The following is a 22778-nucleotide window of genomic DNA, read 5'->3' as shown; positions in this document are numbered from 1 at the left end:
TTCGACGGGACGGAAAAAGCGAACGGAGCGGTGGCGATGCCCCGCTCCGTTCTTCGTTTCGGCGGATGCCCCGCGATCACACCGTGATCTGCGCCCCGAGGTCGACGATGCGGCCGGCCGGGATGCGGTAGTACTCGGCCGGATCGGCCTGGTTGCGATAGAGGAAGACGAAGAGGCCGCGCACCATCGCCCAAGGGCCGGTCGTCTCGCCTTCGACGAGATGGGCGCGCGAGACGAAGAAGGACAGGTCCTTGCGGTCGACGTGGACGCCGAGCGCCTGCGCCCCGGCCAGCACCTCGGGGATGTCCGGGGTCTCCATGAAACCGAAGGCGACGTCGAGACGGGCGACCCCGTCGGCGAGCTCGTGGACGGCGATGCGCTGTTCGTTCTCGAGCCAGGGCTCGTCGACGGTGCGCACCGACAGGAAGACGATCTGGCGGTGGGCGCACTTGTTGTGCTTCAGGTTGTGGAGGAAGGCGCGCGGGGCGAGCAGCGGGTCTTCCATCAGATAGACGGCGGTGCCGCGCACCGCCTCGACCCGCGGGCTGCGCAGGGCGCCGAGCGCCACGGCGACGGCGACGCCCTCGTAGCGGCGGCGGGCGGCGAGCCGCAGGCGGCCGGCACGCCAGGTCGCCATGATCAGCACCAGACCGGCGCCGATCACCACCGGCAGCCAGGCGCCGTGCAGGATCTTGGTGGCGCAGGCGACGAAGAAGGCCGAGACGACGGCGGTGAAGACCGCGACGACGGCGAAGGCGTGCAGCCGGCCCCAGCCCCAGACGCCGCGGGCGACGAGGTAGGCGAGCAGCGTCGTCACCACCATGGTGCCGGTAACGGCGAAACCGTAGGCCTCGGCGAGGCGTTCGGACTTCTGGAACAGCACGACGATGGCGATGACGCCGACGAAGAGCAGCGCATTGACCGACGCGACATAGACCTGCCCGCGTTCGGCGGCCGAGGTGTGATGTGCCCGGATGCGCGGCCAGAAGCCGAGATGGGCGGCCTGATGGGTCAGCGTGAAGGCGCCGGAGATGACCGCTTGGCTGGCGATGACCGTCGCCACGGTGGCGATGAGGATCAGCGGCATCACCAGTGTCTCGGGCACCAGATGGAAGAAGGGTCCGTCGACCGAGCGGCCGGCGGCGGCCTCGTTCAACGCCCAGGCGCCCTGGCCGAGATAGTTGACGATCAGCGCCGGCGCGACGACGAAGGCGAAGGCCTTGCGCGTCGCGGTGCGGCCGACGTGGCCCATGTCGGCGTAGAGCGCCTCGCCGCCGGTCACCGCGAGGACGACCACCGCGAGGATGCCGAGGGCGAGCGGACCGGCCTCCATCAGGAAGGCGAGACCGGCGCGCGGGTCGAGCGCGGCGAGGACCTCGGGACGGGCGGCGATCTGGATCGCGCCGGTCACCGCGAGGACGGCGAACCAGACGAGGATGATCGGACCGAACCAGCCGCCGACCTTGGAGGCACCACCCTTCTGCACGGCGAAGAGCGCCGTCAGGATGACGATGGCGAGCGGCAGGACGAAGCTCTCGAGCGACGGTGCCAGCACCTCCAGGCCCTCGACCGCCGAGAGCACCGAGATGGCCGGAGTGATGACCGCGTCGCCGTAGAAGAGCGAGGCGCCGATCACGCCCGCCGCCGCGACGAGTGCGGCCTTGCCCGGGGCCGCGCGACCGGCGAGCGCCATCAGCGCGAAGATGCCGCCTTCGCCGTGGTTGTCGGCCCGCATCACCAGCGTCGCGTACCAGATGCCGACGACGACGATCAGCGACCAGACGATCAACGACAGGAAGCCCGTGACCTGCGCCGGTTCGGGGGCGAGGACGCCGGACTTGAAGGCGGTGTCGAGCGTGTAGATCGGCGAGGTGCCGATGTCGCCGAAGACGACGCCGAGGGCAGCGAGCATGCCGGCTTGGCCGAGCACATGGCCGGGCGCGGCGACGGGCGCGGTATCCGTCGGGGCGACGGGATCGGCGGGGTGGAGGATTTCGCCGGAGGGGATCGACGTCATGGTCGGGGTCTCGCGAGGAGGGAAGGGTCCGACCGTCGAGATGCGCCGTCGGGCGTAAGGATGCGATGGCGAAGCGGGGGCGGCGCCATAAGGATTTCATAAGGACGCCGGGTTCGACCGCCTCCCCGGTTCCCCTTCGCCGCCGTCGCGATCAAGATGGGGCCGACTCGCCGAGGAGATGCCCTTGCCACCGCCCGACTTTCCGCGTCTGCCCGCCGACCGCCCCCGCACGCCGGGCGCCGGACCGGTCCTGGCACTCGTCGGCACGCTCGGAATCCTCGGCGCGGCCACCTGGATCGGCCTGCATCTCGGCACGGTGCTGCCGCCGGCCTACGTGATCTCGGTCTTCCTCGTCGCGGTGCTGGCGGCGGCGGCCTTCTTCGGGCCGCTCGCGGGACTGCTCGCCGCCTTCTCCGCCTTCTTCGCCTTCGACTTCGGCTTCGTCGAACCGAAGGGCACCTTCGCCGTCGACGACCCGCGCGAGGTCTTCGCCCTCGGCGTCTTCCTCATCGCCGCGATCGTCACCGGCAGCCTCGCGGGCCGGCTGCGCGAGGCGGCGGACGACGCCCGGCGGCGGGCCGACACGCTGGCCATGCTCAAGGACTTCGCCGAACGGGTCGGCGCCACCGGCGACGGCGCGGCGATCCGCAGCCTCGTCGTGCGTCACGTCGCCGCCCGCGTCGACGGCGCCGTCGTCCTGCACGACCGCGACGAGACCGGCCGGATCCGCACCGACGGCTGGCCGGAGGCGGTCGCGCCCGACGCGGCCGAGGTGAACGCGATCGCCGCGATCTTCGCCGAGGCGCGGCCGGCGGCGCGTCTGGTCGGCGCCCGCCGGCTGCGACCGCTCGCCACCGCCGACGGGGTGGTCGGCGTGATCGGCCTCGACGCGGCGGTGCGCGAGGAGGACGATCCCGGCCTGACGGCGCTGCTCGAACAGGCGGCGATCGCGCTCGAGCGCCTGCGTCTCGCCGAGGAGCGCGCCACGGCGACGGCGGCGGCGGAGCAGGAACGGCTGCGCTCGGCGCTGCTCTCCTCGATCTCGCACGACCTGCGCACGCCGCTCGCCACCATCCTCGGTTCCGTCACCAGCCTGCGCCAGCTCGGCGACCGGATGGAGCCGGAGGACCGCGCCGACCTGCTCGAGGCGATCGAAGAAGAGACCGACCGGCTCTCCCGCTTCGTCGGCGACCTGCTGGTGCTGACCCGGCTGGAGGCCGGGCTCGACGTGCGGCGCGACTGGATCGATCCCGGCGACGTCGGCGTCGCGGCGGCCGACCACCTGCGCCGCGTCCATCCCGGCCGAACCGTCCGCGCGGCGCGGCCTGCCGGCGGGGCGAGCGTGCGCGGCGACGCCATCCTGCTCGAACAGGTGATCTTCAATCTCGGCGCCAACGCCTGCGAAGCCTCGCCGCCCGACACGCCGATCGACATCGTCGTCCGGCGCGACGGCGATGCGATCGCCATCGACGTGGTCGACGCCGGGCGCGGCATGTCGCGGGAGGAAATCGCGAGACTGTTCGAGAAGCGCCTGCCGGAGACCAGCGGCGGGGGCGGCAAGCGCCTCGGCGGCCTCGGGCTCGAGATCGCGACGCGGGTGGTCGCGGCGATGGGCGGGACGATTGCGGTGGAGAGCCGCACGCAGGCCGTACCGGGCACGCGTGTCACCATCCGCCTCGCCGCCGAAATGCCCACGACACCCGCCGAGACGGGAGGGACACGCACGTGACGCGCCGACCGCAGATCCTCGTCGTCGACGACGAACCCCAGATCCAGCGCTTCCTCAAACCCGCGCTCGCGGCGGCGGGCTACGACGTCATCCGCGCCATGGACGGGGCGGAGGGGCTGGCGGCGGCGCGCGCCCACGCCCCCGACGTCATCGTGCTCGACCTCGGTCTGCCCGACATGGACGGCAAGGAGGTCATCACCCTGATGCGGCGCCATTCCGAGACGCCGATCATCGTGCTCTCGGCGCGCGGCGAGGAGATCGAGAAGATCGCCGCCCTCGACCTCGGCGCCGACGACTACGTCGCCAAGCCCTTCGGCATCGGCGAGCTGCTCGCCCGCATCCGCGTCGCGCTCCGGGCCGGGGCCGGCGGGCGCGGCGAGACGGTGGCGAACGTACTGCGCTGCGGCGACCTCGAGGTCGACGTCGACGCCCATCGCGTCACCCGTGCCGGCGAGGCGGTGAAGCTGACGCCGAAGGAGTTCGACCTGCTCGTCGCCCTGATGCGGGCGGGCGGGCGCGTCCTGACCCATCGAGCGCTGCTCGCCCGGGTGTGGGGTGCCGGCCATGTCGAGGACACGCAGTATCTGCGCGTCTTCATCGGCCAGCTGCGCCAGAAGCTCGAGGACGATCCCGCCGCCCCGGCGGCGATCGTCACCGAACCGGGCGTCGGCTATCGCATGAACGTCGCGCCCGACCGGGTGTGAGCGAAACCGATCCGCGCGATGATCGACGTCAACGACGGGGGGCGACCGGCGGATCCATGGTGCGCCGCAGGACGAGATCGGGTATCGAGACCCTTCGCATCGGCGAAGCATTCGGAACGACGACGGAGAAGACGACATGAGCGGCGCGAGCGAACAGCGGGCGGACGGAATGGTCAGGCTCGCCGACTATCGGCCGACGCCCCATCGCATCGACGGCGTCTTCCTCGACTTCCACCTCGACGAGGCGGAGACGATCGTCACCGCCGAGATCGGCTTTTCCGCCCGTCCCGAGACCCCGGCCGGCACCGCGCTGGTGCTCGACGGCGACGAGATCGATCTCGTCTCGGTCGCCCTCGACGGCGCGACGCTCGCCCCCGAGGCCTACGAGGCGAGCCCCACCGGCTTCACGCTGAAGGCGCCGCCGACCGCGCCCTTCCGCCTGACCTTCGTCACCCGGCTGAAGCCGGCCGAGAACACCAAGCTGATGGGCCTCTACCGCTCGTCCGGCAACTGGTGCACCCAGTGCGAGGCCGAGGGTTTCCGCCGCATCACCTATTTCCACGACCGTCCCGACGTTCTCGCGGTCTACCGGACCCGCATCGAGGCGCCGAAGGCGTCGGCGCGTCATCTGCTGGGCAACGGCAATCCGACCGAGACGGGCGACGTCGGCGCCGATCGCCACTATGCGATCTGGGACGACCCCTTCCCCAAGCCCGCCTATCTCTTCGCCATGGTGGCCGGCACCTTCGACGTCGCGGAAGACACGTTCGTCACCGCCTCGGGGCGGACGGTGGCGCTCGGCATCCATGTCGAGCACGGCCGCGGCGAGAAGGCCGGCTGGGCGATGGATGCGCTGAAGCGCTCGATGCGCTGGGACGAGGAGGCCTTCGGGCGCGAGTACGACCTCGACGTCTTCAACATCGTCGCCGTGTCCGACTTCAACATGGGTGCGATGGAGAACAAGGGTCTCAACATCTTCAACGACAAATACGTGTTGGCGAGCCCCAGGACGGCGACCGACACCGACTACGCCAACATCGAGGGCGTGATCGCGCACGAGTATTTCCACAACTGGACCGGCAACCGCATCACCTGTCGGGACTGGTTCCAGCTCTGCCTCAAGGAGGGCCTGACGGTCTTCCGCGATCAGGAGTTCTCGGCCGACCAGCGCTCGCGTGCGGTCAAGCGCATCGCCGACGTGCGGCTCCTGAAGAGCCATCAGTTCCCCGAGGACGCAGGCCCCCTCGCCCACCCGTGCCGGCCGAACGTCTACAAGGAAATCAACAACTTCTACACGGCGACCGTCTACGAGAAGGGCGCCGAGGTGGTCCGCATGCTGAAGACGCTCGTCGGTGCCGACGACTTCCGCGCCGGCATGGACCTCTATTTCGAGCGCCACGACGGCGAGGCGGCGACCGTCGAGCAGTTCGTCGCCTGTTTCGCCGAGCGGACGACGGTCGATCTCTCGCGCTTCATGCTCTGGTACACCCAGTCGGGCACGCCGGAAGTGATCGCCCAGATCCAGTGGGACGCCGCGAGCGGCCGCCTTTCGATCGCCTTCGACCAGACCGTGCCGCCGACGCCGGGACAGCCGGTGAAGTCGGCGATCCCGATCCCCGTGCGCTTCGGGCTGGTCGGCCCCGACGGCACCGACATGCATGCGGCGCGCATTTCCGGGGCGACGGTCCGGGGCGACGTCATCGTCCTCGACAAGCCGCATCACGACGTGGTCTTCGAGGGACTGACCGCCCGCCCGGCGCCGTCGCTGCTGCGCGGCTTCTCGGCGCCGGTCAGGCTCTCGACCAATCTCGACGTCGCCGATCAGGCACATCTGGCGGCGACCGACGTCGATCCCTTCAATCGCTGGCAGGCGATCCAGGGGCTGGCGCTCGCCGGCCTGATGGAGGCGACCGCCACGATCCGCGCCGGGCGCGAGCCCGGCTTCGATCCGCGCATCGTCGAGGCGATCGTGCGGACCGCCGGCGAGCCGTCGCTCGAGCCGAGCTTCCGGGCGCTCGCGGTGGCGCTGCCGACCGAGGCCGACGTCGCCCGCGAGATCGCCGTCGACGTCGATCCGGACGCGATCTTCGCGGCGCGCCGGAGCCTTCGTGGGCTGATCGCCCGCGAAGGCCGCACCGTCTTCGCCGACGTCTGGGCGAAGACCACCGCGAGCGGCCCGTTCTCGCCCGATGCCGCCGCCGCCGGCCGCCGCGCGCTGCGCAATGCCGCGCTCGACTATCTGGCGATCGAGGACGAGGGTTCCCTCGTCGCCGAGGCCTACGACGTGGCCGACAACATGACCGACCGGCTGGCGGCGCTCGCCATCGCCGTCGGTCGCGGCCAGCCCCGCGCCGACGAGCTCCTCGCCGACTTCCACGCCCGCTTCGTCGACGACCCGCTGGTGATCGACAAGTGGCTGATGGTGCAGGCGACGGCGCCGCTTGCCGGCACGCTCGACCGGGTGAAGGCGCTGACCGGCCACCCCTCCTTCGCGATCACCAATCCGAACCGGGTGACGGCGCTGATCACCACCTTCGCCTCGGGCAACCAGACCCAGTTCAACCGTCCAGACGGCGCCGGCTACGTCTTCGTCGCCGACCGGGTGCTGGAGCTCGACCGGCTCAATCCGCACCTCGCCTCGCGGCTGCTGTCGACCTTCCGGTCGTGGCGCGCGCTGGAGCCGCGGCGGCGGGCCTGGGCGGAGGCGGAGCTGAAGCGGGTGGCGGCGACGGCGGGTCTGTCGCGCGACGTCGCCGACATCGCCGAGCGCTCGCTCGGCTGACTCTACGTCGCCGGAAAATTGCGGTTTTCCACGGGATTCGGGAAACTCCCCATGCCGCGTGGAAGCACTGGACAACCCGATTCCGGTCGATTCAAATGAGGGTGATTCGAGCGACGCGTGGGGGTTTTCGCCGCTCGATTTCACTCCAATCGACCGGGGGGTTCCCACCATGGCGCAGGCCGGCTCTGCCCGTGCATCCGCATGGATTCCGTTTGCCTGGGGTACGCTCGCGCGGCCCCCACGCCTCGAGGGACACGCCCACCATCTCGCCAGTCCCACCTATCGGCAGGTGCTCAAGGCCGAGCCCTGGCTCCGACGTTCGATCCCGGTCCTGATCGTCACCTTCGTCGCGATGATGACGCTGACGCGCCTCGTCGGGATGATGGAGACGCGGCAGGCGCTGGAAGACGCCGCCCGCGACCAGACCGCCCTCGTCGCTTCGACGCTCGCCCGCGGCATCGATCAGGCCAAGGACCGGATCGCCGACGCCGGATGGGACGCGATCGTCCGCCCGCTCGTCGCCGAACTTCCCGTCCATGCCACCGCGGACGGCCGCCGCATCCTGGTCGCCGACGCCGAGGGCCGCATCCGCGTCGCCCATCCCGCCGACAAGCGGCTCGAAGGCAAGCCCCTCGACGACGTGCTCGGCACCGCGCAGCCGTTGACGACGCTCGGCGCCAAGGCCGGGGCGATCGGCCTGACGCTCGCAGACGGCAGCCGCGCCATCGCCGCGCTCGCCCATGCCGAAGGCGCTTCCGCGAGCGTCGCGGTGCATCAGCCGGAGGAAGGCATCTACGAGGACTGGCGGCGCAACCTGCGCTCGACGCTGACGCTCTTCGCCTTCACCGCCGTCATCCTGCTCGTGCTCACCTACGCCTATTTCGCCCAGGTGATCCGCGCCAATTCCGCCGACGCGCTGCATGCTCTCGCCACCGCCCGCACCGAGACCGCCTTCAAGCGCGGCCGCTGCGGCTTCTGGGACTGGGATCTGGCGCGCGGCCGCTTCTACTGGTCGGCCTCGATGTTCGAGATGCTCGGCCTCGACAACGCCGACGGCTCCGGCCTCGTCGGCTTCGGCGACGTCGCCAAGCTGGTCCACCCGGAAGACGTCGATTTCGCCAGCTTCGCCGGCGGGCTTCTCACCGGCGAGATCCACACGCTCGACCGCGCCTTCCGCATGAAGAAGGCCGACGGCAGCTGGCTGTGGTTCCGCGTCCGCGCCGAGGTGGTCGACCGCACCGAGACCGGCTCGCGCCATCTCGTCGGCATCGCCGCCGACATCACCGAGCATCGCCGGCTGGTCGAGACCACCGTCGCCGCCGACCTGCGCCTGCGCGACGCGATCGAGACGATCTCGGAAGCCTTCGTGCTGTGGGACGCCGACAACCGCCTCGTCATGTGCAATTCGAAGTACCAGCAGCTGCACGGCCTCGGCGAAAGCGACATCCGCCCCGGCGCGCCCTATTCGCAGGTGATGGAGATCGCCCGCCAACCGCTGGTGCGTCACCCGCCGGCGGAGGAGGCGACGGAGGACGGCTCGTCGTCCTTCGAGGCCGAACTGGAAGACGGCCGCTGGCTGCAGATCTCCGAGCGGCGCACCAAGGACGGCGGCTTCGTCTCGGTCGGCACCGACATCACGCCGCTGAAGCGCCACGAGGAGAAGCTCGTCGAGAGCGAGAAGCGGCTGATGGGCACGGTCCTCGACCTGCGCTCCTCGCGTCGCAAGCTCGAGATCCAGGCGCAGCAGCTGGTCGAACTCGCCGAGAAATATTCCGAGGAGAAGGTGCGCGCCGAGGAGGCCAACCGGATCAAGTCCGACTTCCTCGCCAACATCTCCCACGAACTGCGCACGCCCCTCAACGCGATCATCGGCTTCTCCGAGATCATGAGCCAGGGCGGCATGATGGGCGCCTTCGGGCCGGACAAGTACGCCGAATACAGCCGTGACATCCACCACTCGGGGATGTTCCTGCTCAACGTCATCAACGACATCCTCGACATGTCGAAGATCGAGGCGGGCCGCATGGAGCTGGCGCACGAAGAGGTGCCGCTCGACGAGATCCTGGCCGAGGCCGGCCGCATCATCGCGCATGCCGCCGACGACAAGAAGATCGAGGTCGCCCACGACGTCCAGCCGGGCCTCGCGCTCGACGGCGATCGCCGCGCGGTGAAGCAGGTGGTGCTGAACCTCCTCTCCAACGCCATCAAGTTCACGCCGGACGGCGGCCGGGTGTCGCTCACCGCGCGGTCGGACGGCACGGCCATTCGCATCGCCATCGTCGACACCGGCATCGGCATCTCGGCCGAGCACATCGCCCGGCTCGGCCAGCCCTTCGTCCAGGTCGAGAACCAGTTCACCAAGACGCACAAGGGCTCGGGCCTCGGCCTCGCCATCGCGCGCAGCCTGGTCGAGCTGCAGGGCGGCACCATGACCATCGCCTCGACGCCCGAGGTCGGCACGACGGTCGAACTGACCTTCCCGCTCGGCGGCCGGACGGCGGCGAAGACCGAAGGCGCGAGCAAGGACACCTCGCGCGCAGCCTGACCACACCGAGGTCGACGGGATCGACATGCGAAACGGCGCCGGGGTTGCCCCCGGCGCCGCTTTCTCGTGTGCAGACGTGATCGTTCACTTGGCCGGAGCGGGCGGCACCGTAGCGCCGGGGCCCTGGCCGGCGCCGGGCATCGGCGGCTGGCCGTCCTGGTTCCAGCGCATGCCGGGGCCCTGCATGCCCCAGCCGTGATGGCGACCGGGACCGCCCATGCCGAAGTCGCCGTGCATGGCGGCCATGGCGAGCTTGGCCTCGTCCTTGGTGATCTTGCCGTCGTCGTTGCGGTCGAACAGGGCGAAGCGCTTCTTGAAGGGCTTCTCGAACTCGGCCTTGGTGACCTTGCCGTCACCGTCGAGGTCGTGGATCTCGAGGAAGCGGGTGACCGCCTTCTCGCCGCCGCGGCGGCCGATCCAGCTCTCGATCTCGGCCTTGTCGAGGGTGCCGTCGTGGTTGGCGTCGATCTTGTCGAAGCGCTCGTCGACCATCTTCATCGCCTCGGCGAGGGTGACGGTGCCGTCCTTGTCGGCGTCGAGGCGATCGAACAGCTTGTCGAGGAAGGCGCCGCGCATCGGACCCGCGCCGGGTCCGCCCATCGGGCCACCCATCGGACCGGCCATCGGGCCGTCCGGTCCGCAGCCCATCGGCCCGCGGGCATAGGCCGCGCCGCCGGCCGCGGTGGCGAGGAGGCCGGCGCCGAGGAGGATCTTGGTCAGGGTCTTCATGGTCGTCTCCGTGGCGAGGGAGGGGGAACGTTTCGCCCCGGGGGGAGAGGGCGCCCTCGCTTCGAAGATCACACTAGAGGCCGCAACCTTTCGGGCACTTTGCGGCCGGATTAAACTTCGTTCATACGAGAAGGCTCCCGCGCGGGTGTCACTTCCGCCCGCGCTTCCTCGCCTTGCCGACGATGCGTTCGTGGACCTCGTGGACGGCCTTCTCGGTCTCGGCCAGATGGGCTGCGAGCGTGCCGAAATCCGGCAACTCGCCGACCCGCGTCAAGAGGTCGATCAGGCCGCGCGGTGCCTCCTTCGGCACGAAGGCGCCGTCGGAGGCGAGGCGCAGCGTCTGGGTCAGGCCCTGATAGAGCCGCAGCGCCGGGCCGACGAGATCATGGTCGGTCGCCGAGAGGTGGCCCGCCGCCGCCAGCCGATCGAGGGCGACGCCGGTGTTGGTCGAGAACAGCGCCGGATCGTCGGGACCGTGCAGCAGCATCAGGAACTGGGCGAGGAACTCGACGTCGACCAGACCGCCGGGGATCTGCTTGATGTCCCAGGGGTCGGTCGTGCCCTTCTCCTCGGCGATCAGACCGCGCATCTCGACGACGTCGGCGCGCAGCTTGTCCGCGTCGCGGCGGCGGACGAGGGCGGTGCGGATCGCCGCCTCGACGCGGGTGGCGAAGGCGGCATCGCCGGCGACGACGCGAGCGCGGGTCAGCGCCATCGCCTCCCAGGTCCAGGCCTCCTCGGCGTGATACTGCTCGAAGCTCGACAGACGCGTCGCCATCGGCCCCTTGTTGCCGGAGGGGCGGAGGCGGAAGTCGACCTCGTAGAGGAGCCCCTGCGCCGTCGGGGCGGAGAGTGCGGCGACGAGGCGCTGGGTCAGGCGGATGTAGTACTGCGACGGGGCGAGCGGCCGCTCGCCGTCGGACATGTCGCAGCTCTCGTCGAAGTCGTAGAGCAGCATCAGGTCGAGGTCGGACGACGCCGTCATCTCGCGGCCGCCGAGCTTGCCCATGGCGACGACCACCGCGGCACCGCCGGCGACCCGGCCGTGCGCCTTGGCGAATTCCGCCTCGACGGCGGCGAGCAGTCCGCGCACCAGCACGCCGGCGAGCGTCGCATAGGCGGCGCCCGCCTGGATCGCCGAGAGCGTGCCGGTCAGGACGCGCACGCCGATCAGGAAGATCTGCTCCTGGCCGAAGACGCGGGCGCGATCGAGCAGGTCCTCGTAGTCGCGCGCCTCCTCGAAGGAGGTGGCGAGGCGGCGTTCGAGATCGGCCTCCTCGGGGACACCATCGTAGAAGGCGGGTTCCATCAGCGCGTCGAGCACACGCGGGCGGCGGCCGATGGTCTCGGCGAGCTTGGGGGCTGCGCCCATGATCGCGGCGATCAGATCGAGCAGCGAGGGGTGGGAGACCAGCAGCGAGAAGATCTGCACGCCGGCCGGCAGCTTCGCCACCAGCCGGTCGAAGGCGAAGAAGGCGGCATCCGCATTGTCGGTGCCGGCGAGCGTCGCCAGCAGCACCGGCGTCAGCTCGGTCAGGCGCTCGCGCGCGACCGTCGAACGGGTCGCGGCATAGCGGCCGAAGTGCCAGGCGCGGATCGCGGCGGTGACGTCGGGGGCGCGGCGATAGCCGAGGCCCGACAGGGTCTCCAGCGTGCCGGGGTCGTCCTGATCGCCGGTGAAGACGAGATTGCCCATGTTGGCGGAGAGCTCGGGGGCGTTCTCGAACAGGCGGGAATAGTGCCGCTGCACCGTCTCGAAACGCAGGCGGAGCGCGGGGGCGAAGTCCTTCAACCCCTTGAAGCCCATCATCCGGGCGATGCGGTCGACGCCCTCGTCGTCCTCGGGCAGCGCATGGGTCTGCTCGTCGGCGACCATCTGGATGCGGTGCTCGACGTTCCGCAGGAAGAGATAGGCCTCGGTCAGCTCGTCGCGGACGCGGGCCTCGATCCAGCCGGTCTCGACCAGCCGCTCGAGCATGGCGAGCGTGCCGCGGCCGCGCAGCGACGGGTCACGACCGCCGGCGATCAGCTGCTGGGTCTGGACGAAGAACTCGATCTCGCGGATGCCGCCGCGGCCGAGTTTGACGTTGTGACCGGCGACGGCGATCTCGCCGTGGCCCTTGTGGGCATGGATCTGGCGCTTGATCGAATGGACGTCGGCGATCGCGGCGTAGTCGAAATACTTCCGCCAGACGAAGGGGCGGATCTCCTTGACGAAATAGTCGCCGGCGGCGATGTCGCCGGCGCAGGCGCGCGCCTTGATGAGGGCGGCGCGCTCCCAGTTCTGGCCCATCGACTCGTAATACTGGAAGGCCGCATCGAGGTTCATGGCGATCGGCGTCGCGCCGGGATCGGGGCGCAGGCGCAGGTCGACGCGGAAGACGTAACCGTCGGCGGTGCGCTCCTGCATGATCTTCGACATGCGCCGCGTCAGCTTGACGAAGAGATCGACCGCCTCGTCGGGCTCCGCGAGCCGGGCCGTCGAACGATCGAAGAAGACGATGAGGTCGATGTCGGAGGAATAGTTGAGCTCGAAGGCGCCGTATTTGCCCATGGCGAGCAGGATCCAGCCGGAGCCCTTTTCGGGGTCGGCGGGATCGACGAGCTCGATCTTGCCGCGTTCGGCGGCGTCGCGCAGGCAGAAGCGACAGGCGGCCGACAGCGTCGCGTCGCCGAGGCGGGTGAGAGCCCCGGTCACCTCCATCGTGCCCCAGACGCCGCCGAGATCGGCGAGGCCGATCGCCAGCGCCGCCTCCTGCTTGGCCTTGCGCAGGCGCATCATCAGCTCCGCCTCGTCGGCGGTGTCGAGCGCCCGCACCTCGGCGACGAGGGCGTCGATGCGCTCGGCCGGATCGGAGGCGAGCACACGGGCGAGGCGGGCGAGATCGCGGGTGGCGAGGTCGGCGAGGTGGCTCGAGTTGGCGAAGACGCCTTCGAGGAAGGTCTTCGTCGCCGGGCTCTCGCGCAGCAGCTCGGTCAGGGCGCCGTCGTCGCTGGCGAAGCGCGACTGGTCGACGACCCGGGCGAAGGCCTGGGTCCCCGCCTTGCGGTTCGGCGGGCGGATGTCGACGCGAATGCGGGAATGGAGCGGTCCGGCGGCGGTCTTCTCGGCGTTTCCTGCGCTCATTCTTCTTCTGTCTCGCCTCGCGGGGCCGGGTCGCCCGGCGCGACGAGGCGTGCGCCGCCGGGTGCCCAATGGATAGGCAGTCGGGCGGGAGGGTCAAGCGCGGGGAAAGTCGTAAGACCCGCGTCGACGAACGCAGTCGTCAGACGCGGCACGGACGCGCGGAAGCGCGCACCGCGGACGGCGCGCGATCATCGCGAAGAACCGGAAGATCGGATCGAGCGCGCCTCAGACGGCGAAGTCGACCGCGCCCGAATCGAGATCGTAGAAGGCGGAGACCACCTTCACCTTGCTCGACTGGACGAGGCCCGAGACGATGGGCGAGCGCTCGACGAGGCGGGCGGCCTGACGCCTGGCGTTCTCCTTGACCGCATTGGTCACGATGTCGCCGGGCACGTCCTTGACCGCCAGCGCGGAGGGGACGATCGGCTCGATCATCTGGCCGATCGATCCGGGGAAGGTGGCGTTCTTGATCGCCGTGTCGCAGGCGGCGGCGACCGCGCCGCAGCGCTGATGGCCCATCACCACGATCAGCGGCGAACCGAGCACGGCGGCACCGTATTCGACCGTGCCGACGACATCGAGGTCGATCAGGTTGCCGGCGTTGCGGATGACGAAGATCTCGCCGAGGCCGAGACCGCCGAACAGCAGTTCCGGCGGCACGCGGCTGTCGGCACAGGCGATCACGGTCGCCCAGGGCGCCTGCCCCGCCGTGACATGATGGCGCTGGCCCGACAGGTCGGCGGCGCAGACCTGCGCGTCGGTGACGTAGCGGGCGTTGCCGGCCTTCAGCTTCTCGAGCGCCTGATCGGCGGTGAGGTCCGTCTTGGGACCGCCGGCGGCATGGGCCGGGCTCGCCATGAAGCCCCCCGCCAGACCGGCCACGGCGGCACCCGCCAGACCCAGAAACGCCCTTCGACCCATTCCCGTGCAACGTTCACACATGACGATCCTCCCGGCGCGGCGGCGCGCCCCGACGCACCCCGCCCGTCGAGCCTATCGCAGCGGAAGGGCGGTGCAAGCGTTTCCGTCGTATTTCTACTAAGGAAACGTCTCGGATCAGGCGGAAATCGGCAGCGAAACGACGATCGCCAGCCCCGGCCGGGCGTCCTCGACCGCGATCGTGCCCTTGTGGAGGCGGACGACGGCGGCGACGAGGGCGAGACCGAGGCCGGATCCCGGCGTGGTGCGGGAGGCCTCGAGCCGGGTGAAGCGCTCGAAGATGCGGGCGCGATCGGCCTCGGGCACGCCGGGGCCGTCGTCGGCGACGCGGATCACCGCCCGGCCCGCGACCGCACCGACGGAGATCGTCACGGCGGGGGCGTGGTCGCCGCGTCGGCCGTGTTTCAGGGCGTTGTCGACCAGATTGGTCAGCGCCTGGGCGATCAGTTCGCGGTTGCCGCTGACGGCGAGCGGCCCGGAGGCGGCGAGCGTCAGGCTTCCGCCCTCGTCCTCGGCGACCGGCTCGTAGAGTTCGGCGACTTCCGCCGCGACCTGCGCCACGTCGACCGGGTCGGCGGCGGTGAAGGCACGGCCGGCCTCGACGCGGGAGATCATCAGCAGCGCGTCGAAGGTGCGGATGAGCGCGTCGGATTCCTCGAGCGTCGCTTCCAGCGCGTCGCGATGGGGGCCGGTCGCGTCGGAGGCGAGCAGCGCCTGTTCGGCGCGATTGCGCAACCGGGTCAACGGCGTCTTGAGGTCGTGGGCGATGGCGTCGGAGACGCCCTTCACCCCGCCCATCAGCTCGCCGATGCGCTCCAGCATCTCGTTGAGGCCGACGGCGAGGCGGTCGAACTCGTCGCCCGATCCGGTGACGGCGAGACGGCCGGAGAGATCGCCCTCGACGATGCGGCGCGAGGCGGCGGAGACCTGATCGATGCGCTTCAGCACCCGCCGCGACAGGAACCACCAGGTCAGGCCGGCGATCACCACCATCAGGCCCGCGACATAGCGGAAGGCCTTGCGGAAGACGCCGCGCAGCCGCTCGCGCTCGCCGATGTCGCGGCCGACCAGCACGCGGAAGCCGTTGTCGAGCGCGAAGGCGCGCACCAGCGCGACGTGGCGGATGTCGCGGCCGTCCTCGATGCGGACGTAGTCGATCGCATGGGGATCGTCGGTGAGGTCGGCCAGCGCCGACGGCGGCAGTTCGGCGACGTTGCCGGCGATCGGATTGCCGGAAGGGTCGACGACGTAGAAGAGACCGGCGTCGGGGCGGCGGGTTCGGATGTCGAGAGCATCGATCAGGCGCAGAATGCCGCCGTCGCGGTACTGGTCCTGCAGCGCGTCGACGTCGGCGTCGATCGCCTCGTGGATCTGCCGCGTCAGCACGCGCGTCGCGTCGTGGGTGACGGCGACCACCAGGAACAGCGAGAAGGCGGTGAAGACCACCAGATAGAGCAGCGACAGGCGCACCGCCGTGGTGCGGAACAGCCGCTTCAGCGCCGCCCAGCGCCCGGGGGCCTCCGTCGGGGGCGGGATCGCGGTCACGGCCGCGGCGCTCACTTCGCCGCCTCGCGGACCATGTAGCCGGCGCCGCGCACGGTGTGCAGCAGCGGACGGTCGCGGTCCTTGTCGATCTTGGCGCGCAGCCGCGACATGTGGACGTCGATGACGTTGGTCTGGGGATCGAAGTGATAGTCCCAGACGTTCTCGAGCAGCATGGTGCGGGTCACCACCTGCCCGGCGTTCTTCATCAGATATTCGAGCAGACGATATTCGCGCGGCTGCAGCACGATCTCCTCGCCGCCGCGGGTCACCGTGTGGGAGAGCCGGTCGAGCACCAGATCGCCGACGCGGTAGCTCGTCTCGACGTCGCCGGGGCGACGGCGGCGGGCGAGCGCCTCGACGCGGGCGAGGAGTTCGGTCACGGCATAGGGCTTGGCGAGATAGTCGTCGCCGCCGGCCTTGAGCCCGTCGACGCGGTCGTCGACCTGGCCCAGGGCGGAGAGCACCAGCACCGGCGTGTCGTCGCCGCGGCCGCGCATCTCCTGGACGATCGACAGGCCGTCGCGCTTGGGCAGCATGCGGTCCATCACCACGACGTCCCACTCGCCGGTCTCGACCGCATGGGCGCCGTCGTCGCCGTCGCCGGCGTGCTCGACGACGTGACCGGCCTCCCTGAGGGCCTTGACGAGATAGGTGGCCGCTTCGCGGTCGTCTTCGACGATGAGGATTCGCATGGGGGATACTCTAGCTGAAAAGGGGTCGGCGGCGGAGCCTTCGCTCCACCGCCGACCGGACCTCCGACCCGAGGAAACGGGGTACACGGGGGGAAGAGTTCCCCCGGGCGGAGGATCGCGTCAGCGCACCGCCAGCGGCAGCGGCACGAAGCGGACGCCGTCCTGCGTCTTGACGCGCAGCAGCACGGCCTTGCGACCCTCGCTGCGGGCGGCACGGATCGCCTCGTTGACGTCGGCGACCGTCGCGACGGTGCGGCCCTGGACGTCGAGCACCACGTCGCCCGGCTTGATGCCGCGCTGGGCGGCGGGGCCGTCGGGATCGACGTCGACCACGGCGACACCGCCGCCGGAGACGCCGACCTCGGAGGCCGGCGCGAGCGCCAGACCGAGGGCGGCGAGCGAGGTCGCCGCCGCGCCGTCGTCGGGCGCCGACTGGCCGATCTTGGCGCCGAGATCCTTGGGCATGCGGCCGAGTTCGACCTCGACGGTCTGCTCCTTGCCCTTGCGGACGATGCCGAGCTTGACCTTGGCGCCGGGTTCGTAGCCGGCGACGACGCGGGCGAGGTCGCGCGAGTTCTTCAGCGGCCGGCCGTCGAGCGTCAGGATGGCGTCGCCGGCCTCGAGACCGGCCTTGGCGGCCGGGGTCCCGGGCTGGATCTGGGAGACCAGCGCGCCGCGGGCGTCCTTCAGGCCGAGGCTGTCGGCGACGTCGCGGTTGATCGGCTGGATGGCGACGCCGAGCCAGCCGCGCACCACCTCGCCGCCCTTCTCGAGCTGGGCGATGACCTTCTGCACGGTGGCCGAGGGAATGGCGAAGCCGATGCCGACCGAGCCGCCGGAGGGCGAGAAGATCGCGGTGTTCATGCCGACGACGTTGCCCTGGAGGTCGAAGGTCGGACCGCCGGAATTGCCGCGGTTGATCGGCGCGTCGATCTGCAGGAAGTCGTCGTAGGGGCCGGCGCCGATCTCGCGGCCGCGGGCCGAGACGATGCCGGCGGTGACCGAACCGCCGAGGCCGAAGGGATTGCCGACCGCCAGCACCCAGTCGCCGGGACGGACGTCGCCGGCGGCGAAGGGAACGGTCGGGAAGTCCTTCTTGTCGCCCTGGATCTTGAGCAGCGCGACGTCGGTCTTCTCGTCGGAGCCGACGACCTTGGCGTCGTATTCGGCACCGTCCTCGGTCACCACGGTGACGGAGGTGGCGCCCTTCACGACGTGGAAGTTGGTCACGACCTTGCCGTCGGCGGCGATGATGAAGCCGGAGCCCTGCGACACGACGCGTTCGCCGCCGTGGCGGAAGCCCTTGCCGGGGCCGTGACCCCAGCCGCGGCTGCCGGGGCCGTATTCGCGCGGGCCGCCGAACTCGCGGAAGAAGCGATCGAGCGGGCCGCCCTCGGGCAGGTCGGGGAAGGTCTCGGCGAGGCTCTCGCGCGGGGTCGCCTCGGCCTTGACGCGGATCGAGACGACGGCGGGGCGGACCTTGTCCACGACCGGCGCGAAGGAGAAGGAGAGGAGATTGGGGGCGACGACCGGCGTCTCGGCATGGGCGACCGGCGTGCGGCCGAGAAGCGGGACGGAGGCGAGCATGCCGACCACCGCCAGCGACGCGGCGCCGGCGGCAATGGTCTTGCGACGTGCGGTACGATCGAAGATCGGCGAGGACTTGGGGGCGAAGTCGTTCATCGGGGGTGCTCTCATCGAATTCGAAGTCTCGTCGGAGGGCCGGGGGGGAAGCCTTCCGTGCTTCGAAAGATGGGAGCCGTCGCCTTACCGCGCCATGGCGCCGGGATTAAATCTCGGTAATGAAGCCGCCGCCGCGTTTCGTCGTCTCAGGAGCGATCCTTCGGCTCCTCGGCGAGGATGCGGGCGAGACGCTCGCTCTCCTCGGCGCTGAGCGGCGCCTCGGCGGTGGCCCCGCGGGCGCCGCGGCGGCGGATCGTCCGCATCGCGACGACGCCGCCGATCGCCAGAATGGCGAAGGGCGACAGCCAGAGGATCAGGTTGTGCGGCGAGAAGCTCGGCTTCAGCAGCACGAACTCGCCGTAGCGGGAGACCAGCCAGTTCTTCACCGCGCGATCGTCGTCGCCGGCCATGATGCGCTCGCGGACCAGGATGCGCAGATCCTTGGCGAGTGGCGCGTCGGAATCGTCGATCGACTGGTTCTGGCAGACGAGGCAGCGCAGCTCGGCCGAGACGGCGCGGGCACGGGCCTCGAGCGCCGGATCGGCGAGCATCTCGTCGGGCTGGACGGCGAGCGCCGCGCCGCCGACGATCATCGGCAGGGCGAGCGACAGGGTCAGGAGCGGGCGGCGCAGCGCGTTCGAGAGCATCGTGGACATCTCCCTCACTCGGCCGCGGCGGGCATGGCGCCGCTCGCACGCCGGGTCGGCGTCGGTGCGCCGATCCTCAGGCGCCGGTCGGTCAGCGAGATGGTGCCGCCGATCGACATGACGAGGCAGCCGATCCAGATCAGCAGCACCAGCGGCTTCCAGTAGATGCGCATGGCCATGCCGCCGCCCTGCGGCTCGCCCATGGCGAGGTAGAGCTGGGAGAAGCCGTCGAAGGTGGCGATGGCGGTCTCGGTGGTGGGCATCTTGCGGGTGCGATAGGTGCGCTTGGCCGGCTCGAGGACGGCGACCTCGTGGCCACCCTGTTTCACCACGAAGCGGCCGACGACCGCATCGAAGTTCGGCCCCGTGATGTCCCGCTGCTCGGTGAAGGTCACGTCGAAGCGAGCGATCTGGACGGTGTCGCCGGGCTTCATCACCAGGACGTGCTCGATCTTCCAGGCGCTCTCGGCGACGATGCCGAAGATCATCAGGCCGAGGCCGAGATGGCCGAGCGTCGTGCCCCAGGCCGAGCGCGGCAGGCCGCTCGCGCGGCGCAGGGCGACGGCCGGTTCGGCGAAGAGCTTGACGCGGAAGGCGAGTTCGGCGAGCGCGCCGAGCGACAGCCAGAGCCCGAGACCGATGCCGAGCGGCGCCAGAACCGGGCCGCCGCGGGTCGCCCACCAGGTGACGAGCGTGCCGACGATGGCGACGGCGAAGACGACCGCCAGACGCTGGGCGACGGCGGCGAGATCGCCGCGCTTCCAGGCGAGGAAGGGTCCGAGCGGCACGGCGAGCAGCAGCGGCACCATGAGGGGACCGAAGGTCATCTCGAAGAAGGGCGCGCCGACCGAGATCTTCGCTCCCGTCGTCGCCTCGAGCAGCAGCGGCCACAGCGTGCCGACGAAGACCGCGGCGGTGGCCGCCGTCAGGAACAGGTTGTTGAAGACGAGCGCGCCCTCGCGGCTGATCGGGGCGAAGAGGCCGCCCTTGGTCAGCGTTCCGGCCCGCGCGGCGAAGATCGTCAGCGAGCCGCCGACGAAGAGCACCAGGATGCCGAGGATGAAGACGCCGCGCGCCGGATCGGTGGCGAAGGCATGGACCGAGGTCAGCACGCCCGAACGCACCAGGAAGGTGCCGAGCAGCGACAGCGAGAAGGTGAGGATGGCGAGAAGGATGGTCCAGACCTTCAGCGCGTCGCGCTTCTCCATGACGATCGCCGAATGCAGCAGCGCCGTGCCGGCGAGCCAGGGCATCAGCGAGGCGTTCTCGACCGGGTCCCAGAACCACCAGCCGCCCCAGCCGAGCTCGTAATAGGCCCAGTAGGAGCCCATGGCGATGCCGAGCGTCAGGAACACCCAGGCGGCGAGCGTCCACGGCCGCACCCAGCGCGCCCAGGCGGCGTCGATGCGGCCTTCGATCAGCGCCGCGACGGCGAAGGAGAAGGCGATCGAGAAGCCGACGTAGCCGAGGTAGAGCAGCGGCGGATGGATGGCGAGGCCGGGGTCCTGCAGGATCGGGTTGAGGTCGCGACCCTCCATCGGCGCGCGCATGATGCGGGCGAAGGGGTTCGAGGTCAGCAGCACGAAGAGGTAGAAGGCGAGCGCCACCCAGGCCTGGACGCCGAGCACCGTCGCGTAGAGGCCGCGCGGCAGGTTGCGGCCGAACCAGGCCACCATGGCGCCGAAGAAGGCGAGGATCGCCACCCACAGCAGCATCGAGCCCTCGTGGTTCCCCCAGACGCCGGAGATCTTGTAGATCATCGGCTTCTGCGAGTGGGAGTTCTCGAAGACGTTGGCGACCGAGAAGTCGGAGGTGACGTGCGCCCAGGTCAGCGCCGCGAAGGCGATCGAGACGAAGAGGAACTGGCCCCAGGCGGCGGGACCCGCCACCGCGGCGAGCCGCTCGTCGCCGCTCTTCACGCCCCAGATCGGGACGATCGACTGGACGATGGCCAGCGCCAGCGCCAGGACCAGCGCGTAGTGTCCGACTTCGACGATCATGCCGTTTCCTCCTCGCACCCGAAGACCTCAGTTGGTCTTCGGCATGCCCTTTCCGGCTTCTTCCTGCCAATGGCCCGACTTCTTGAGCGCGTCGGCCACTTCCTTCGGCATGTATTTCTCGTCGTGCTTGGCGAGCACGCTGTCGGCGACGAAGAGCCCGTCCGGGCCGACCTTGCCTTCCGCCACCGTGCCCTGACCCTCGCGGAAGAGGTCGGGCAGGATGCCGGTGTAGCTGACCGGGATCGACTTCGCCCCGTCGGTGACGCGGAAACGCACCGTCGAGCCCGTCCGCTCGACCGAACCCTCCTCGACGAGACCGCCGAGACGCAGGCGCTGACCGGGCTTCACCATGCCCGATGCCACGTCGGAGGGCGAGGTGAAGAAGGTGATCTTGTCGTCGAGCGCGAAGAGCACGAGGCCGACGGCGACCACCAGCACGGCGCCGGCGAAACCGATCAGGCTCAGTCGCTTCTGTTTGCGGGTCATGTCGGGCCGTCCTTCCCCGTTTCCCTGTCGTTCACTTCGCCGCGCCGAGCGCGTCGAGACGCGCGGCGGCGGCGGGGTCGGCGGCCAGCGCCGAGCGGGCACGGGCGAGCGCCGCGTCGGCATCGGCCGTCCGGCCCATCACGCGATAGGCGCGCACCAGTCGTTCCCATTCGTCGATCGAGCCGCCGGAGGTCTTCAGGCGCTCGTCGAGACGGCCGACCATGTCGGCGACCATCTTCTCGCGATCGCCGGCCGTCATGCCCTGCGCCGCCTCGACGTCGGCGGTCGACGGGCCGGGCGCGGCGGGCACCGGCTTGCCGGAGGCGGCGGCCTCGACCTTGGCGAGTTCCTCCCGCGCCGTCTCCAGCCACGGGTCGGCGTCGGTGCCGGAGGCGACCAGCGCCTTCCAGGCGGCGACGGCCTCGGCGAGCCTGCCTTCCTGCGACAGGGCGGCGGCGAGATACATGCGGGCGAGCACCGACTTCGGCTCGATCGCCAGCGCGGCGCGGAAGCTCTCCTGCGCGTCGGCGCCGATGGTGCCGTCGGCGGCACCGACCTGGGCCTCGGCGAGACCGACGAGGCGGCGTTCGCTCGGACCACCGATGCGGATGGCGGTGCGCCAGGCACGGACGGCGTCGTCGAAACGGCCGACCCGCATGTAGACCGGTGCCACCACCTCGAAGCCGCGGACGTCGTCCGGGTTGGCGGCGAGATGGGCCTCGACGCGGCCGATCAGCGCCTCGATCGACTGGTCGCCGGCGCCGGCGGCGATCCGGGCGGCGAGCGGCGCGTCGGGCATGTCGGGGCGGCCGACGAGGAGATAGCCGCCGACGGCGATCGCCGGCACCAGCACCACCGCGAGGGCGGCGGCGACGCGCGAGCGCCGGCTCGGCGCCCCGTCGGCGGCGGCATCGGTGCGGGCGGCGGCGCGCAGCAGGCGGCGGGCGATCTCGGCGCGGGCGGCTTCGGCTTCGGCTTCGCCGACGAGCCCGGCCTCGCGGTCGCGATCGACCTCGGCGAGCTGGTCGCGATAGACCGCGACGTCGCCGTCATCGGTCGTGGCGACGCGGCCGCGCGCCAGCGGCGCGAGCAGGAGGAGCACGGCGACGGCGGTCAGGCCGGCGAACAGAATCCAGATCAACATCGGGCCGAC

At 70.7% G+C, this 22778-nt stretch carries 15 protein-coding genes; 4 read left to right on the top strand and 11 right to left on the bottom strand.

Annotation, left to right across the window (positions count from 1 at the left end; genetic code table 11):
* Positions 1-76: 76 nt before the first annotated feature.
* Complete coding sequence (locus ACT541_RS07585) at positions 77-2017, bottom strand: potassium transporter Kup (protein ID WP_476135566.1); 1941 nt, start codon at positions 2015-2017, stop codon at positions 77-79.
* A 184-nt stretch (positions 2018-2201) separates the two neighbouring features.
* Here ACT541_RS07585 and ACT541_RS07580 point away from each other — a divergent pair, with 184 nt between their 5' ends.
* The 4 genes from ACT541_RS07580 (at position 2202) to ACT541_RS07565 (ending at position 9777) form a co-directional block, all read left to right on the top strand.
* The gene (locus tag ACT541_RS07580; RefSeq protein WP_476135565.1) at positions 2202-3746 is read left to right on the top strand and encodes a sensor histidine kinase; all 1545 of its coding nucleotides are present in this window, start codon (positions 2202-2204) and stop codon (positions 3744-3746) included.
* Entirely contained in the window at positions 3743-4450 is a 708-nt protein-coding gene (locus tag ACT541_RS07575) for a response regulator (protein ID WP_476135563.1), read from the top strand. The genes ACT541_RS07580 and ACT541_RS07575 overlap by 4 nt, the downstream gene beginning before the upstream one ends.
* Positions 4451-4586: 136 nt before the next feature.
* Positions 4587-7232 (top strand): aminopeptidase N, encoded by a 2646-nt coding sequence (gene pepN, locus ACT541_RS07570; RefSeq protein ID WP_476135561.1) that lies wholly within the window; start codon positions 4587-4589, stop codon positions 7230-7232.
* 169 nt (positions 7233-7401) lie between these two features.
* Positions 7402-9777: a sensor histidine kinase gene (locus ACT541_RS07565; protein WP_476135559.1), complete on the top strand. Its 2376-nt coding sequence runs from the start codon at positions 7402-7404 to the stop codon at positions 9775-9777.
* 84 nt (positions 9778-9861) lie between these two features.
* Here ACT541_RS07565 and ACT541_RS07560 read toward each other — a convergent pair whose 3' ends face one another.
* The 10 genes from ACT541_RS07560 to ccmI form a co-directional block, all read right to left on the bottom strand.
* A complete protein-coding gene (locus tag ACT541_RS07560; protein ID WP_476135557.1) occupies positions 9862-10506 on the bottom strand; it encodes an EF-hand domain-containing protein in 645 nt (214 codons plus the stop codon).
* 148 nt (positions 10507-10654) lie between these two features.
* Positions 10655-13633, bottom strand: a complete 2979-nt coding sequence (locus tag ACT541_RS07555) for a bifunctional [glutamine synthetase] adenylyltransferase/[glutamine synthetase]-adenylyl-L-tyrosine phosphorylase (RefSeq protein ID WP_476135555.1) — start codon at positions 13631-13633, stop codon at positions 10655-10657.
* 225 nt (positions 13634-13858) lie between these two features.
* On the bottom strand, positions 13859-14575 hold the full coding sequence (locus ACT541_RS07550) for a carbonic anhydrase (protein WP_476135554.1): 717 nt from the start codon (positions 14573-14575) through the stop codon (positions 13859-13861).
* Positions 14576-14689: 114 nt separating this feature from the next.
* A complete protein-coding gene (locus tag ACT541_RS07545; RefSeq protein ID WP_476135552.1) occupies positions 14690-16132 on the bottom strand; it encodes a sensor histidine kinase in 1443 nt (480 codons plus the stop codon).
* Positions 16129-16809 carry a response regulator transcription factor gene (locus tag ACT541_RS07540; protein ID WP_476135550.1) on the bottom strand — a complete coding sequence of 227 codons (681 nt, stop codon included), beginning with the start codon at positions 16807-16809 and terminating at the stop codon, positions 16129-16131. Before ACT541_RS07540 ends, ACT541_RS07545 begins: the two co-directional genes overlap by 4 nt.
* Before the next feature lie 120 nt (positions 16810-16929).
* Positions 16930-18492 (bottom strand): Do family serine endopeptidase, encoded by a 1563-nt coding sequence (locus tag ACT541_RS07535; RefSeq protein ID WP_476135549.1) that lies wholly within the window; start codon positions 18490-18492, stop codon positions 16930-16932.
* Positions 18493-18638: 146 nt separating this feature from the next.
* Positions 18639-19148, bottom strand: coding sequence for a cytochrome c-type biogenesis protein (locus ACT541_RS07530; protein ID WP_476135547.1), 510 nt, complete (start codon positions 19146-19148; stop codon positions 18639-18641).
* A gap of 5 nt (positions 19149-19153) precedes the next feature.
* Complete coding sequence (locus ACT541_RS07525; protein ID WP_476135546.1) at positions 19154-21139, bottom strand: heme lyase CcmF/NrfE family subunit; 1986 nt, start codon at positions 21137-21139, stop codon at positions 19154-19156.
* Between the two features lie 27 nt (positions 21140-21166).
* Positions 21167-21625 (bottom strand): cytochrome c maturation protein CcmE, encoded by a 459-nt coding sequence (ccmE, locus tag ACT541_RS07520; RefSeq protein WP_476135544.1) that lies wholly within the window; start codon positions 21623-21625, stop codon positions 21167-21169.
* A gap of 31 nt (positions 21626-21656) precedes the next feature.
* The gene (gene ccmI, locus ACT541_RS07515; protein ID WP_476135543.1) at positions 21657-22769 is read right to left on the bottom strand and encodes a c-type cytochrome biogenesis protein CcmI; all 1113 of its coding nucleotides are present in this window, start codon (positions 22767-22769) and stop codon (positions 21657-21659) included.
* Positions 22770-22778: the final 9 nt, after the last annotated feature.

It is taken from the genome of Pinisolibacter sp. DMC100, from assembly GCF_056313705.1.
Note: the sequence above shows the minus strand (reverse complement) of the source record. Positions and strands in the feature narration are given on the sequence as shown.

What these genes read in the sequence shown, in the direction of transcription:
- ACT541_RS07585 (WP_476135566.1), bottom strand. Translation starts at nt 2,017, where the DNA reads ATGACGTCGATCCCCTCCGGCGAAATCCTCCACCCCGCCGATCCCGTC.
- pepN (WP_476135561.1), top strand. Translation starts at nt 4,587, where the DNA reads ATGAGCGGCGCGAGCGAACAGCGGGCGGACGGAATGGTCAGGCTCGCC.
- ACT541_RS07565 (WP_476135559.1), top strand. Translation starts at nt 7,402, where the DNA reads ATGGCGCAGGCCGGCTCTGCCCGTGCATCCGCATGGATTCCGTTTGCC.
- ACT541_RS07560 (WP_476135557.1), bottom strand. Translation starts at nt 10,506, where the DNA reads ATGAAGACCCTGACCAAGATCCTCCTCGGCGCCGGCCTCCTCGCCACC.
- ACT541_RS07555 (WP_476135555.1), bottom strand. Translation starts at nt 13,633, where the DNA reads ATGAGCGCAGGAAACGCCGAGAAGACCGCCGCCGGACCGCTCCATTCC.
- ACT541_RS07550 (WP_476135554.1), bottom strand. Translation starts at nt 14,575, where the DNA reads ATGTGTGAACGTTGCACGGGAATGGGTCGAAGGGCGTTTCTGGGTCTG.
- ACT541_RS07540 (WP_476135550.1), bottom strand. Translation starts at nt 16,809, where the DNA reads ATGCGAATCCTCATCGTCGAAGACGACCGCGAAGCGGCCACCTATCTC.
- ACT541_RS07535 (WP_476135549.1), bottom strand. Translation starts at nt 18,492, where the DNA reads ATGAACGACTTCGCCCCCAAGTCCTCGCCGATCTTCGATCGTACCGCA.
- ACT541_RS07530 (WP_476135547.1), bottom strand. Translation starts at nt 19,148, where the DNA reads ATGTCCACGATGCTCTCGAACGCGCTGCGCCGCCCGCTCCTGACCCTG.
- ACT541_RS07525 (WP_476135546.1), bottom strand. Translation starts at nt 21,139, where the DNA reads ATGATCGTCGAAGTCGGACACTACGCGCTGGTCCTGGCGCTGGCGCTG.
- ccmE (WP_476135544.1), bottom strand. Translation starts at nt 21,625, where the DNA reads ATGACCCGCAAACAGAAGCGACTGAGCCTGATCGGTTTCGCCGGCGCC.
- ccmI (WP_476135543.1), bottom strand. Translation starts at nt 22,769, where the DNA reads ATGTTGATCTGGATTCTGTTCGCCGGCCTGACCGCCGTCGCCGTGCTC.